Raw genomic sequence first — 12,892 nt, forward strand, 5'->3', positions numbered from 1 at the left:
CTTCGCTGTTGCAGTCAGGCGGCACTTTATTATGTAGAGGGGGAAAAGTACTGGAATGTTATTTTTCGTCGGTTAATACAACTGTTGTTATTTTTTGTCTTGCGCGATAGATGGTCGCGCTTTATCAGCTGTGGTCATAATTACTCGGAAGTTAGTTGTTGGTTAGTTAATAAGGTCGTCCCTTTTGCCGAAGAATAAGCATGCGGTGCGTGGGAGGTTGCCTTGTTCAAAAAGATATTAATCGTGTGCATCGGCAACATTTGCCGCAGCCCCACGGCGGAACACTTGCTGGGCGTCGCGCTTGCACCTTCCGGCATCCGGGTGAGCTCGGCCGGCCTGGCAGCACTGCGTGATCACCCGCTGGAGCCGCTGGCGGGGCAAGTGTTGCAAGAGCATGGGCATATGCCCCAAGTGCACAAAGCGCGGCAACTCAGCGTGGAGGCGGTGAGCGAAGCCGACCTGATCCTTGTGATGGAGCAACGGCACATCGACGGTGTGCTCAACCTTGCCCCTGAAGCACGGGGCAAGGTGTTCCTGCTGGGCAAATGGCAGCACGACCGCGAGATCACCGACCCCTATCGCCAGGGTAAGCCTGCCTTTGTGCAGGCCTATGCATTGATCGAACAGGCCGCGCAGGCCTGGGCCCAGCGCTTGGCGCGCTGATGCTCCCTCTTTAAATGATTGCAAGGACGAAGACGCGATTTATGTATTCACCCCAGAACGCCTCCCCGGACACCCCTCACCGTGACGAGATCGATGTGCTCGGCATGCTCGGCACCCTGATCGATCATAAGTGGCTGATCGCGGGGATTACTGGCACGTGCATGCTGATCGGCGCGGCCTACGCCATCCTGGCGGCGCCGGTGTACCAGGCGAATGCGTTGATCCAGGTGGAACCGAAGAAAAACGACATGCTTGGTTTCTCTGATGTCAGCAGCCTGCTGGGGAAAGAGTCGCCGGCGGTGACTGAGATCGAGCTGATCAAGTCGCGCACCATCATCGGTAAGACCGTGGACACCTTGGCGCTGGATATCACCATCACCGCGCAGCATTTTCCGTTGATTGGCGGCTTCCTGGCACGGCGTTACGCACCGGAGCACAAAGGCGATATCGCGCCGCCGCTGTTTGGGTTCAGCCGCTACTCGGCCGGTGGCGAGCAACTGTTGCTGACCACGTTGAACCTGCCTGCCGGGTTGCTGGGCACCCAGTTGATACTGGTCGCCGGCGCTGACCAGGCCTACACGCTGTTTGATGAGGACGGCAATCAGATCGCCGCAGGTCGCGTCGGTGTGCCATTTGCCGCCGACGGTGTCGAGGTCCTGATCAAGGAGCTACGCGCCAACCCCGGCACACACTTCAAAATTGTGCGCAAGCCACGGCTGGATACCGTGGCCGACTACCAAGACCTGCTCACCGTGGTCGAGCGCGGCAAGGAATCTGGGATCATCAGCCTGTCCCTGGAGAGCACGCGTCCGGCGTTGGCGATTCGCACGTTGAATGAAATCTCTAATCTCTATGTGAAGCAAAACGTCGACCGCACCTCGGCCGAAGCGGCGCAAAGCCTGTCGTTCCTCAACGACCAACTGCCCCAGGTGCGCCGCGACTTGGAAAAGGCCGAAAACGCCTTGAACCGCTTTCAGACCCGCAGCAAATCCATCGACATCAGTCTCGAAGCCAAAGCCGTGCTGGACCAAGTAGTGGCCCTGGACACCGGCATCTCCGAGCTCAAGCTGCAACAGGCCGAGATGGACCGCAAGTTCACTCCGCATCACCCTGCTTATCGCGCGTTGATCGCCAAGCTCGCTGAACTCAACGCCAAGCAAGCGCAGATGACCAAGCGCGTCGAAGGCTTGCCCAGCACCCAGCAAGAACTGCTCAGCCTGACCCGAGATGTGCAGGTGGGTACAGAGATCTACACCCAGTTGCTCAACCGCTCCCAAGAGCTGGACGTGATGCGTGCCGGGACTGTGGGCAACGTGCGTTTGATCGACAGTGCCGACGCCAACCTTGCCAAGCCCGTAGAACCGCGAAAAGTCATCGTGGTGCTGCTCGCCATGGTGTTGGGCGGCATGTTGTCGGTCGGCCTGGTACTGGTGCGCAGCCTGCTCAACCGAGGCCTGGAAAGCCCGGATGACATCGAGAAACTCGGGCTACCGGTGTACGCCTCGATTCCTTTCAGCCTGTTGCAGAAGGCCGAGGAAACCAACGCAGCCAAGGGCCGCTCGGCCGCACCGTCGTTGCTGGCGCTCAATCACCCTCACGACTTGGTGATGGAGGCCATGCGCAGCCTTCGCACCAGCCTGCACTTCGCCATGATCGAGGCCAAGAACAACCGATTGATGATCACCGGTCCCAGCCCCGAAGTGGGCAAGACATTTGTCTCGGCCAACCTGGCGGCGATTGTCGCGCAGTCGGGCCAGCGCGTACTGCTGATCGACGCCGATATGCGCAAGGGCTACTTGCATAAGATGCTTGGCAAGGCAGTGGAAGAGGGGTTGTCCGACCTGCTGGCCAAACGGTGCGATTTGCAGCAGGCGATTCATCCGACGGCTGTGGAGCGTTTTGATTTTATCGGACGTGGGCAGATTCCGCCGAACCCGTCCGAGCTACTGATGCACCCCAATTTTGCCGCTCTGCTGGCTGAGGTCAGCGAACACTATGACTTGGTGATCATCGATACGCCGCCGCTGCTGGCCGTAACCGACGCCGCGATTGTCGGACGCCAGGCGGGCACCAGCCTGTTGGTGACGCGATTTGGAGTGAACTCGGCGAAGGAAATCGAGCTGACCCTGCGGCGCTTCCACCAGAACGGCATTGAGCTCAAAGGGGCGATCTTCAATGGCGTGGAAAAACGTCGTTCCGCCAGCTACGGCTACGGCGACTACGGCTATTACAGCTATGCCTATCAGTCCGACAAGGCCTGATGAGCTATGAACAAAGTGCTTGAAATGCCCCGTTCGTTGTCGCGTCGTTTTCGCCTCAACGTGCTGAGTTATGGCTACACCCAATTGGTGACGTTGGCGGCGCAACTGGTGCTGGTACCGTTTTTCCTGCATGCCTGGGGCACGGGGCGCTATGCCGACTGGCTGGTGCTCACCGGTATCCCGTCGATGCTCAGCCTGCTCGACTTGGGGGTGGCCCAGGCCTCGGCCACCAGCGCCACCTTGCGCGCCAGCCAAGGCGATGTGCCCGGTGCGCGGCGCAGTGTGCAGACCGCATTGGCGTTTACCCTGGTGGTGGTCGCGTGGGTGCTGGTGTTCGCCCTGACCGTGGGGCAGTGGGTCGACTGGGTGGGGCTGCTCAAGCTTAAGACCCTGGTCCCCGAACAGGCCAGTCTGGTGGTGCTGTTCATGTCCGGCTACCTGTGCACGCGTCTGCTGGGTGGGCCGATTGACGCCTGGTTCCGGACCATCGACAAGACTGTCGGCGGGGTCTTTATCATGGCCAACCGCAGGACCTTGGATATTGTGCTGTCCATCGTTGTGCTGCTGCTCGGCGGCTCGGAGCTGCAACTGGCGCAGGGCATGTTTTTCAGCCAAGTGCTGTTCCTAGTGTTGGTGACCCTGTTTGTCCGGCATATTTCACCTTGGCCGCTATTGGGCCTGGCGTCGGCCTCCTGGGCCGAGTTTCGGGGAATCTGGAAACCGGCGCTGGGCAGCGCGGCGATCCCGCTGGCCCAGGCGATCACCCTGCAAGGCGGTCTGCAAGTGCTCAACCAGATCGCCGGCCCGGCCGTGGTGGTGGGTTACACCATGGCACGCACCCTGATGCGCCTGATCATTCAGCTGGGCATCACCTGCAGCAATGCCCTTACACCGGAAATCTCGCGGCTGGCCGGGCGCGGTCAGTTCGAGCAGGCGCGGCGTTTCACCCAGCGCGCCAGTTCATTGGTGCTGGGCCTGTGCGTGCTGGTATATGCCGCTGTTATCTGGGCCGGGCCGCAGATCATCCTGCTGTGGAGCCATGGACTGGTGCAGGTCGACCGCGTGTCCCTGGCGCTGATCGGCTCCCACACGATCTTGAATGTGGCGTGGTTCATCCTCGCGGCCATGCTCATTTCGACCAATCGTCACACCCGCACTTCGCTGATCTATGCGGTGAGCAGCGCGGTGGCCTTGCTGCTGTGGCTGGCGTGCAAGGAGCGCATTGATCCGCTGCTGGGCGCCTCTTTGCTGCTCTCTCTGCCGGAACTGGTGGTGCTGGTTTACCTGCGGGTGCTGCGTGCTGGGGAGGTAGGGCCATGATGCTATCCCAGGCGCGACTGACCCTTTACCTACCGCTGACGTTTTTCGCTTTGCCGCTGGCGCTCAGTAACAACCTGTCGCAGCCCTTGGCGCTGCTGCTGTTACTGCCGTTCGTGGTGTATGCGGCGCGTGGTTTTACCCGTGCGTTGCCGTTACTGGCCCTGGTGATTGGCTCCAGCGTGTTGCAGGTATTGGTCAGCAGCGGCGCGAAAATTTCCCTGTACCAGTTCCTGCGTTCGGGCATTCCGTTTTTCTATTTTGTACTGCTGTTGGCCGGCTACAGCTATGTGTTGGCCAATGTGGAAAAAATTGCCCGGGCTCATCGTTTCAACTACCGCCAGATCATCGAGCGGGTCATCTATATCTTTGCCCTCGGCCAATTGCTGCAGGTCAGCCTGTACGGGGTTGGCATTGACCTGACCAACGCCGCCTCCAAGTCCAGCGACGAGGTGGGCCGCATCATGCTGTTCCCCACCAGCTCGGCGGTGCTGCTGTTTTTCTATGCCTGCTGCCAGCGCAAGATCGGCCTGATGCTGATCCTTGCCGTCACGCTGCTGGCCGCTGGATCCAAGACAATCCTCGCGGCGATGGCGGTGATGATCCTGCTGTCGGCCATTACCCAACGCAAGCTCAAATCCCTCGCGGTGCTGGTGGTCGCCATCGGCGCCCTGGGCACCTTGACGTTCTATGCCAGCCCCCTGGCGGTGTCGCGCTTTGCCACTTACCTGTTTGAAGAGAAGGGTGAGGACGTGACCCGCGCGTTCGAGATCGCCCATGCCAAGGAGTCGTTCCTGGAAAACCCGGCCACGGTGTTTCTCGGCAATGGCCTGGCCAAGCAGTTGACGCCAGGGGTGCCCACCAACGATGAACGCTGGTTCGAGAACTCCAAGTTCGACATTGAGAACGGTTATTGGGGGGTGATCGCCAAGCTCGGGGTGATCGGTGTGGCGTTGTTCTGCCTGCTGTTCAGCACCCTGCCGCGCAACCCAGTGTCGCTGGCGGTGGTGGCGATCCTGCTGATTTTTTCGTTCAAGACCAGCTACCAGTTCTTCACCACCTTTGATGGCAGCTATTTGCTGGTGTGGTCGATGTTCATCGGCTTGCTCAACAAAGCCGCGCCTGCGCGCCAGGCCTTTGTCCTGCCGGCACACCCTACACATTCCTTATTAAGACAGGCTGGATCATGAGCGCATCTGCACGCCCCGTCAGGGCCGGGATACTGACCTACCATTTCAGCGAGAACTTCGGCGCCGTGCTGCAAGCCTATGCCTTGCAGCGCTGGCTACAGCAACAGGGCCTGCAGGTGAGCCTGATCAACTACCATCCGGCCTATGTCGAGGATGGCAGCGAGATCCGGCAGCTGTTCAACCCGCGCCAGCTCAAAGCCAATCTCAAGGCGGTTTACCTCAAGGCCCTGGCCTTGAAAACCCAGGTGCTGGGGCCGAATGCCCAATCCCGCCAATTCCAGGCGTTCAAAGCGCGTTTCCTGAATATCCAGGAGCCGCGCTACGCCCATGCCGACCAGCTCAACCAGGCCGTCGCCGGTCAGCAGTTGCTGGTGGCGGGCAGTGACCAGATCTGGAACCCCTCGGGCCAGACTGGTCTGGATCCGGCGTACTTCCTGGCGTTCGATTGCGACAAGACGATTCGGCGCATCTCCTACGCCGCCAGTTTCGGCAAGGAATACCTGGAGCCCGAGTACCACGCCCGGGCCGAAGGCCTGCTCAAACAACTGTCAGCGATCAGCGTGCGCGAAGAGAGCGGTGTGGGCATTGTGCAACAGGTCAGCGGGCTCACCGCCCAATGCGTACCCGACCCGACGTTGCTGCACCGTGATTATTCAGCGCTGCTCGCCACTGCCACTCAGACCCGTACTGGCCACGTGTTCTGCTACGCCTTGCGCACGGGCGTGGGCGTGCGCGAAGTGGCCCATGCTCTGTCCCAGCATGTAGCCGGGCCGATCGTTTCGCCGTACAACGCGCACCGCCGCTGGCGGCAGATCGGCGAGACCGTGCAGGTCGGCCCCCAGGACTGGCTCAAGTTGCTCAAGGAGTCGGCCTACGTGGTGACCAATTCCTTTCATGCGACGGTGTTCTCGATCATTTTTGAGAAGCCCTTTATTGCTGTGGGGTTGCCGGGTAACAAAGCCTCGCTGAATGCCCGGGTGCGTAACTTGCTGGAGAAGCTGGAACTGTCGCAACGCTTTCTACCGGCGGACAACGTCGACCAGGTTCAGGCCCTGATCACGGTGCCGATTGATTGGGTGGCGGTGCGTGCACGGCGCCAGGCCTTGCAGCAAGTCGGCGAGCGCTACCTGTTGGAACAACTGGCGGCGCTGCACTCATGAGCGATTTTGCCCAACTCAAGTATGTCGACACCTTGCCCCGTAGCAACAAGGCCCGGCGCCTGTTGTGGGGCGTCGTCTACCAACTGCTGTTTCGCCCCACACCGCGCTGGATGCTGCACGGCTGGCGCAGTTGGTTGCTGCGTCGCTTTGGCGCCAAGGTCGGCGTGGGTTGCCGGATTGCGCCTACGTGCAGCATCTGGGCCCCGTGGAATCTGGAGATCGGCGATTACACCGCCATTGCTGACGGCGTGGATGTGTACGCCATGGCCAGGATCACCCTGGGTTCGAAGGTCGCCATCAGCCAGCGCAGCTTCCTGTGCACAGGCACCCACGATACCCGCAGCCTGCTGCGGCCCTTGGTGACGCGCGAAATCCTGATCAAGGACCACGTGTGGGTGGCTGCCGAATCCTTTATCCATCCCGGCTGCGTGCTGGAGGAGGGCTGCGTGGTGGGCGCGCGATCAGTAGTCATCGCCAACCTGCCGGCCTGGATGATTTGCGTTGGTGCGCCGTGCCGACCCCTCAAACCGAGAGACATCACACTATGAAACAGTTGAAACGCATGATGGATAAGGCGTGGAAGTTGATGTTTTTCGTCAGCGAATTCTTTCGCGACATGCTCATGTTTATTCGCCACAACGGTTACTCGCCGCTGGAGAGCCGCAACAAGAAGCTGTTCTACAAGATCCTGATCGAAACCCACACCGTGGAAAAAGGCTTGTCCCTCAAGGAGCCCAAACCGCTATTCGGTAAGGACAAGATCAACGGCATCATCCATATGCTCAACGAATACGATCGCACCTATTCGGCGTTGCCATTTGAGATGGCCCTTGGCGCTTTCCAGGGCTACCTCGACTTGCACCGCACCCTAGGCGTGAGCGACGAATTCGTGTTTTACCTGGATGCCTATGTTGAGCACCTCAAGCGCGACGGTACCCTCGGTACGGGCGGCATCAAGCGCGCCGCGGCGTGGCCGGGCAGTGGTGGGCTTGATGCCAAGGCATTCCTGCAATCACGCTCCAGTTGCCGGATGTTCCAGGCCGGCAAGATCGACAGCCACCTGCTGACGTCGCTGGTGGAGCTGGCGCAGTCGTCACCCTCGCAGTGCAATCGCCAGTCATCGCGAGTTCATGTGTACCAGGACCGTGAAGTGATCGCGCAATTGCTTGAGCTGCAAGGTGGATCGCGCGGCTTTGCCCAGTCGGTGGACAACCTGTTTGTGGTTACTTCTGAAGTCACCGCCTGGGGCGGTGCCGGCCAACGCAACCAGCTTTACGTCGACGGCGCCCTGTTTTCTATGGGGCTTTTGTTGGCGTGCCACGCCAACGGTCTCGGTGCGTGTCCGCTGAACCTGGCGATCCTCAATTCGGTGGAAAAGAAAATCCGCAGCATCGGCGCCATTCCTGCCAGCGAGCGGCTGATCATGATGATCGCCGTGGGCCTACCCCTGGAGAGCCATTTCCGCGCCGCGCGTTCACCACGCAGGCTGACCACCGAAGTCCTGCAACTGCACGGAGGTTGATATGAAGCGCGAAACCATCAGCGTGATCATCCTCACCTACAACGAAAGCCTGCACATCGCCCGGGCCATCGATTCGGTGCGGGCCTTCAGTGATGAAGTGCTGGTGGTGGATTCGTTCTCCACCGACGACACCTGCGACATCGCGCGTCGCCACGGCGCGCTGGTGGTGCAGCACCCCTTCGTCAACCAGGCCAAGCAGTTCCAGTGGGCGCTGGACCATTTGCCCATAACCGGTAATTGGACCTTGCGCCTGGACGCCGATGAAATCATTGAGGCTGACCTTGCCGCCGAGATCAACACGCGGCTGCCGACGTTGGCCAGTGATATCACCGGCATCAACTTCAAGCGCAAGCATATTTTCATGGGCCGCTGGGTACGCCATGGCGGGCGCTACCCTCTGAAGATGCTGCGGTTGTGGCGCACCGGCCTCGGTCGCATGGAAGACCGCTGGATGGACGAGCACATTTCGGTGGCTGAGGGCCGCACGATCACCCTGGAGGGTGGGTTTGCCGACCATAACCTGCATGACTTGACGTTCTTCACCCACAAGCACAACGGCTACGCCACCCGTGAAGCGATTGAAGTGCTTAACGCACGGCTCGGGTTGTTCGCGATCCGCGATGAGCTGCATACGGGGCAGAGTTCGTTCCAGGCCAAGGCCAAGCGCCTGGTCAAGAACCGTGTGTATAACCGCGTGCCGTTCACCCTGAGTTCGACGGCGTATTTCTTGTGGCGCTACATCATCCAACTGGGGTTTCTCGATGGCCGCAGCGGCTTGGTCTATCACTTGCTGCAGGGCTATTGGTACCGCTTCCTGGTGGGCGCCAAGGTGCTCGAACTGGAAACCGCGATTGCTCATTTAAACGATAAGGACGCCATTGTCCGGGAACTTTCAAAGTTGACCGGACATAACTTGAACCTGCCCACACCGAAGTAACTGACCGTTTTTAACAAACACCCAAGTTTGGGTGTCGGCCTTCGCTCGCCTATCAATTGGGAGACAGACATGAATAAAGTCGCGCTTATCACCGGAATTACCGGTCAGGATGGCTCGTATCTGGCGGAACTGCTGCTGGAAAAAGGCTATACCGTGCACGGCCTCAAGCGACGTTCTTCGTCGTTCAATACGCAGCGTATCGATCACATTTACCAGGACCCGCAGGCCCTGCATAAAAACCTGATCCTGCACTATGGCGACCTGGCGGATTCGTCGAACCTGACGCGCATCATCCAGCAGATCCAGCCCGATGAGATCTATAACCTCGGTGCGCAATCCCACGTGGCGGTGAGCTTCGATTCGCCGGAATACACCGCCGATGTGGACGCCCTGGGCACCTTGCGCATTCTCGAAGCAATACGCCTGCTTGGCCTGGAAAAGAAGACCCGTTTCTACCAGGCCTCGACCTCCGAATTATACGGGCTGGTGCAGGAGACCCCGCAGAAGGAAACCACGCCGTTCTACCCGCGTTCGCCCTATGCCGTGGCCAAGCTGTACGCCTACTGGATCACCGTGAATTTCCGCGAGGCCTATGGGCTGTATGCGTGCAACGGGATTCTGTTCAATCACGAGTCGCCGCGTCGCGGTGAGACCTTCGTGACACGCAAGATCACCCGCGCCCTGGCCAACATCGCCCTGGGCCTGGAGCCGTGCCTGTACATGGGCAACATGGATGCCCTGCGCGATTGGGGGCATGCCAAGGATTACGTGCGCATGCAGTGGATGATGCTGCAACAGGACAGCCCCGAGGACTTTGTGATCGCCACCGGCGTGCAGTATTCGGTGCGTGATTTTATCCGCTGGTCGGCGGCGGAACTGGGACTGGGCTTGCGCTTTGTCGGTGAGGGCGTGGACGAGGTGGCGGTGGTCGAGCACATCGACGGCGACCTGGCGCCGGGCATCCTGGTGGGCGATGTGATTGTGCGCGTCGACCCGCGTTACTTCCGCCCGGCAGAAGTCGAGACGCTGCTCGGTGACCCGTCCAAGGCCAAACGCTCGCTCGGTTGGGTGCCTGAGATCACGGCGCAGGAAATGTGCGCGGAGATGGTCCGCGAAGACCTGAAGATCGCCCGGCGCCACGCCCTGTTGCGCCTGCACGGGCATGACGCACCGATTGCCGTGGAGAACTGAGCATGGCACGTGATCTTGATGCGCGGATCTTTGTCGCCGGCCATCGTGGCATGGTCGGCTCGGCCATCGTGCGCCGGCTGTGGGCGCTGGGGTATACGCAGATCCTCACCGCCGGCCGCAATGAGCTGGACCTGCTCGACCCGGCGGCGGTGCAGGCGTATTTCGCCAAGCAGCGTGTGGACCAGGTGTACCTGGCGGCTGCCAAGGTGGGCGGGATTCATGCCAACGCGACTTACCCGGCGGATTTCATCTACCAGAACCTGATGATCCAGGCCAACGTGATCCATGCCGCCCACAGCCATGGCGTGCAGCACCTGTTGTTCCTCGGTTCGTCGTGCATTTACCCGGTGCATGCGCCGCAACCGATGATCGAGGCGGTGTTGTTAGATGGCGCGCTGGAACCCACCAACGAGCCTTATGCGGTGGCCAAGATTGCCGGGATCAAGCTGTGCGAGAGCTACAACCGCCAGCATGGCCGCGATTACCGCAGTGTGATGCCGACCAACCTGTACGGGCCGGGCGATAACTATCACCCGGAAAACAGCCATGTCATCGCAGCCTTGTTGCGGCGTTTCCATGAGGCGACCCAGCGCGGTGATGAGGAGGTGGTGATCTGGGGCAGTGGCCGGCCGCGACGTGAGTTTTTACATGTGGATGACATGGCGGCGGCCAGCGTGCATGTCATGGAACTCGACGCCGCGCGTTACCGCGAGCAGACCCAGCCAATGTGCTCGCACCTGAACGTCGGCACCGGAATGGATTGCACCATCGCCGAACTGGCCCAGGCCCTGGTACGCGTGACCGGCTTCCAGGGGCGTTTGCGCTTCGACGCCAGCAAGCCCGATGGCGCGCCACGCAAGTTGCTGGATGTGAGCCGTATCAATGCCCTTGGCTGGGAGGCCTACGTGCCGCTGGAGGAGGGCTTGCGCGACGCCTACAACGCTTATCTCGCGGCCCTCGAACAGCCTCGGGGCCAGTGATGAAAATCCTTCTGTATGGCATCAATTACAGCCCGGAACTCACCGGTATCGGCAAGTACAGCGGTGAACAGGCACGCTGGTTGGCCGAGCAGGGGCATGAGGTGCGAGTGGTGACGGCGCCACCGTATTACCCACAGTGGCAGGTGGGCGAAGGGTATTCGCCGTGGCGCTTTCGCACCGAGCAGGACGCGGGCGTGACGGTGATTCGCTGCCCACTGTATGTGCCGCGCCAGCCCACCGCGTTGACCCGCCTGCTGCACCTGCTGAGCTTTTCCGCCAGCTCGTTTCTGGCGGTGCTGGGGCAACTGCGCTGGAAACCCGACCTGGTGATGCTGGTGGTGCCCACGCTGTTGTGCGCGCCCCAAGCGTTATTGCTGGCCAAGCTCAGCGGTGCACGGTCGGTGTTGCATATCCAGGATTATGAAGTGGATGCGATGTTCGGCCTGGGCATCGGCGGCGGTTCCTTGTTGCGGCGCCTGGCGTTTGGGATCGAGCGCTGGTTGCTGCGACGTTTTGATCGGGTCTCGACGATTTCCAGCGGCATGCTCGACAAGGCCCGTGGCAAAGGTGTGAACAGCAAGCGCCTGCTGTTTTTTCCCAATTGGTCGGAAACCTCGCGTTTTCGCCAAGTAGCGCACAGCCACGCTTTGGTTGAGCGCCTGGGTGTGCCGCCGGGAGCACGGGTGTTGTTGTACTCCGGCAACATCGGTGAGAAGCAGGGCTTGGAGCTGATCCTTGACGCCGCCCAGGCCCATGCCGATCGCCCGGAGCTGGTATTTCTGGTCGTCGGCCAGGGCACCGGCAAGGCGCGCTTGCTCGAACGGGTGCAGCGCGATGGCCTGCGCAATGTGCTGTTCGCGCCGTTGCAGGCCTACGAGGATTTACCGGCGCTGCTGGCCTCGGCCGATGCGCACCTGGTGATCCAGAAGCGCGGAGTGGCGGACGCGGTGTTGCCGTCCAAGCTCACCAACATCCTGGCGGTGGGTGGCAATGCAATTATCACCGCCGACCCAGACACCACACTCGGCCGCCTGTGCCAGGAACACACGGGCATTGCGGTGTTGATCGAGCCGGAATCCGTCGCGGCGCTGAACGCAGGAATCGAGCGGGTGCTGGCCTTGCCCGCGCGCAATGAGGTGGCGTTGAACTACGCCAAGGAGTTCCTCGACAAGGAACGCATTCTGCAACGCTTTCTGGCACAGGTTTGATGGTATGTGGCTTGATTTATCGACCTTCCAAACGGTCGTGGCATCGACGCCATTAGTGGCGATCGACCTGGTGGTGAGAAACCGCCGTGGCGATGTTTTTCTCGGCCTGCGCGTCAACCGGCCGGCCTATGGTTTCTGGTTCGTGCCCGGTGGGCGCATCCAGAAAAACGAAAGCCTGGACAGCGCTTTCCGGCGCATCACCCTGGATGAGTTGGGGCGCACATTCGAGCGCGCCAGTGCACGGCTGCTGGGGGTGTTCGAGCACTTTTACGATGACAGTGTCTTCGCCAACGCCGGGGCCGGGCCGGACACCCACTACGTGGTGCTCAGCTATTGCCTGGAGCTTGACGACGACCAAACGCTGCAGCCACCTGTCGAGCAACACCAGCATTACCGCTGGTGGCCGCAGGATGAGCTGCGCTTCAGTCCGCGAGTGCATAAACACACCCGTGCCTACTTCTGA

12 protein-coding genes are annotated in these 12,892 nt (G+C 60.6%); all 12 read left to right on the top strand.

Features of this window, described 5'->3' with window-relative positions:
• The first annotated feature begins 222 nt into the window (after positions 1-222).
• The 12 genes from BFP95_RS05975 (at position 223) to BFP95_RS06030 (ending at position 12,892) form a co-directional block, all read left to right on the top strand.
• Positions 223-663 (top strand): low molecular weight protein-tyrosine-phosphatase, encoded by a 441-nt coding sequence (locus tag BFP95_RS05975; RefSeq protein ID WP_065881754.1) that lies wholly within the window; start codon positions 223-225, stop codon positions 661-663.
• Between the two features lie 41 nt (positions 664-704).
• Complete coding sequence (locus BFP95_RS05980) at positions 705-2,924, top strand: polysaccharide biosynthesis tyrosine autokinase (RefSeq protein ID WP_065909571.1); 2,220 nt, start codon at positions 705-707, stop codon at positions 2,922-2,924.
• Between the two features lie 6 nt (positions 2,925-2,930).
• Positions 2,931-4,244 carry a lipopolysaccharide biosynthesis protein gene (locus BFP95_RS05985; protein WP_065909573.1) on the top strand — a complete coding sequence of 438 codons (1,314 nt, stop codon included), beginning with the start codon at positions 2,931-2,933 and terminating at the stop codon, positions 4,242-4,244.
• Positions 4,241-5,431, top strand: a complete 1,191-nt coding sequence (locus tag BFP95_RS05990) for an O-antigen ligase family protein (RefSeq protein WP_065909575.1) — start codon at positions 4,241-4,243, stop codon at positions 5,429-5,431. The genes BFP95_RS05985 and BFP95_RS05990 overlap by 4 nt, the downstream gene beginning before the upstream one ends.
• Positions 5,428-6,591 (top strand): polysaccharide pyruvyl transferase family protein, encoded by a 1,164-nt coding sequence (locus tag BFP95_RS05995; RefSeq protein ID WP_065876048.1) that lies wholly within the window; start codon positions 5,428-5,430, stop codon positions 6,589-6,591. The genes BFP95_RS05990 and BFP95_RS05995 overlap by 4 nt, the downstream gene beginning before the upstream one ends.
• Complete coding sequence (locus BFP95_RS06000; RefSeq protein ID WP_065876049.1) at positions 6,588-7,139, top strand: acetyltransferase; 552 nt, start codon at positions 6,588-6,590, stop codon at positions 7,137-7,139. Before BFP95_RS05995 ends, BFP95_RS06000 begins: the two co-directional genes overlap by 4 nt.
• Positions 7,136-8,113: a nitroreductase family protein gene (locus tag BFP95_RS06005; protein WP_065909576.1), complete on the top strand. Its 978-nt coding sequence runs from the start codon at positions 7,136-7,138 to the stop codon at positions 8,111-8,113. The genes BFP95_RS06000 and BFP95_RS06005 overlap by 4 nt, the downstream gene beginning before the upstream one ends.
• Before the next feature lies 1 nt (position 8,114).
• The gene (locus BFP95_RS06010) at positions 8,115-9,050 is read left to right on the top strand and encodes a glycosyltransferase family 2 protein (RefSeq protein WP_065881748.1); all 936 of its coding nucleotides are present in this window, start codon (positions 8,115-8,117) and stop codon (positions 9,048-9,050) included.
• 69 nt (positions 9,051-9,119) lie between these two features.
• On the top strand, positions 9,120-10,241 hold the full coding sequence (gene gmd, locus BFP95_RS06015) for a GDP-mannose 4,6-dehydratase (protein ID WP_065891220.1): 1,122 nt from the start codon (positions 9,120-9,122) through the stop codon (positions 10,239-10,241).
• Between the two features lie 2 nt (positions 10,242-10,243).
• Entirely contained in the window at positions 10,244-11,221 is a 978-nt protein-coding gene (locus BFP95_RS06020) for a GDP-L-fucose synthase (RefSeq protein WP_065909577.1), read from the top strand.
• A complete protein-coding gene (locus tag BFP95_RS06025) occupies positions 11,221-12,429 on the top strand; it encodes a glycosyltransferase WbuB (protein WP_065881743.1) in 1,209 nt (402 codons plus the stop codon). The genes BFP95_RS06020 and BFP95_RS06025 overlap by 1 nt, the downstream gene beginning before the upstream one ends.
• Before the next feature lie 4 nt (positions 12,430-12,433).
• Positions 12,434-12,892, top strand: coding sequence for a GDP-mannose mannosyl hydrolase (locus BFP95_RS06030; protein WP_065909578.1), 459 nt, complete (start codon positions 12,434-12,436; stop codon positions 12,890-12,892).

This window comes from Pseudomonas sp. 58 R 12 (assembly GCF_900005865.1).
Classification (GTDB): Bacteria; Pseudomonadota; Gammaproteobacteria; order Pseudomonadales; family Pseudomonadaceae; genus Aquipseudomonas; species Aquipseudomonas tritici.

Coding starts and splice junctions, on each gene's coding strand:
- BFP95_RS06025 (WP_065881743.1), top strand. CDS start 11,221: ATGAAAATCCTTCTGTATGGCATCAATTACAGCCCGGAACTCACCGGT.
- BFP95_RS05995 (WP_065876048.1), top strand. CDS start 5,428: ATGAGCGCATCTGCACGCCCCGTCAGGGCCGGGATACTGACCTACCAT.
- BFP95_RS06010 (WP_065881748.1), top strand. CDS start 8,115: ATGAAGCGCGAAACCATCAGCGTGATCATCCTCACCTACAACGAAAGC.
- gmd (WP_065891220.1), top strand. CDS start 9,120: ATGAATAAAGTCGCGCTTATCACCGGAATTACCGGTCAGGATGGCTCG.
- BFP95_RS06000 (WP_065876049.1), top strand. CDS start 6,588: ATGAGCGATTTTGCCCAACTCAAGTATGTCGACACCTTGCCCCGTAGC.
- BFP95_RS06020 (WP_065909577.1), top strand. CDS start 10,244: ATGGCACGTGATCTTGATGCGCGGATCTTTGTCGCCGGCCATCGTGGC.
- BFP95_RS06030 (WP_065909578.1), top strand. CDS start 12,434: ATGTGGCTTGATTTATCGACCTTCCAAACGGTCGTGGCATCGACGCCA.
- BFP95_RS06005 (WP_065909576.1), top strand. CDS start 7,136: ATGAAACAGTTGAAACGCATGATGGATAAGGCGTGGAAGTTGATGTTT.
- BFP95_RS05980 (WP_065909571.1), top strand. CDS start 705: ATGTATTCACCCCAGAACGCCTCCCCGGACACCCCTCACCGTGACGAG.
- BFP95_RS05985 (WP_065909573.1), top strand. CDS start 2,931: ATGAACAAAGTGCTTGAAATGCCCCGTTCGTTGTCGCGTCGTTTTCGC.
- BFP95_RS05990 (WP_065909575.1), top strand. CDS start 4,241: ATGATGCTATCCCAGGCGCGACTGACCCTTTACCTACCGCTGACGTTT.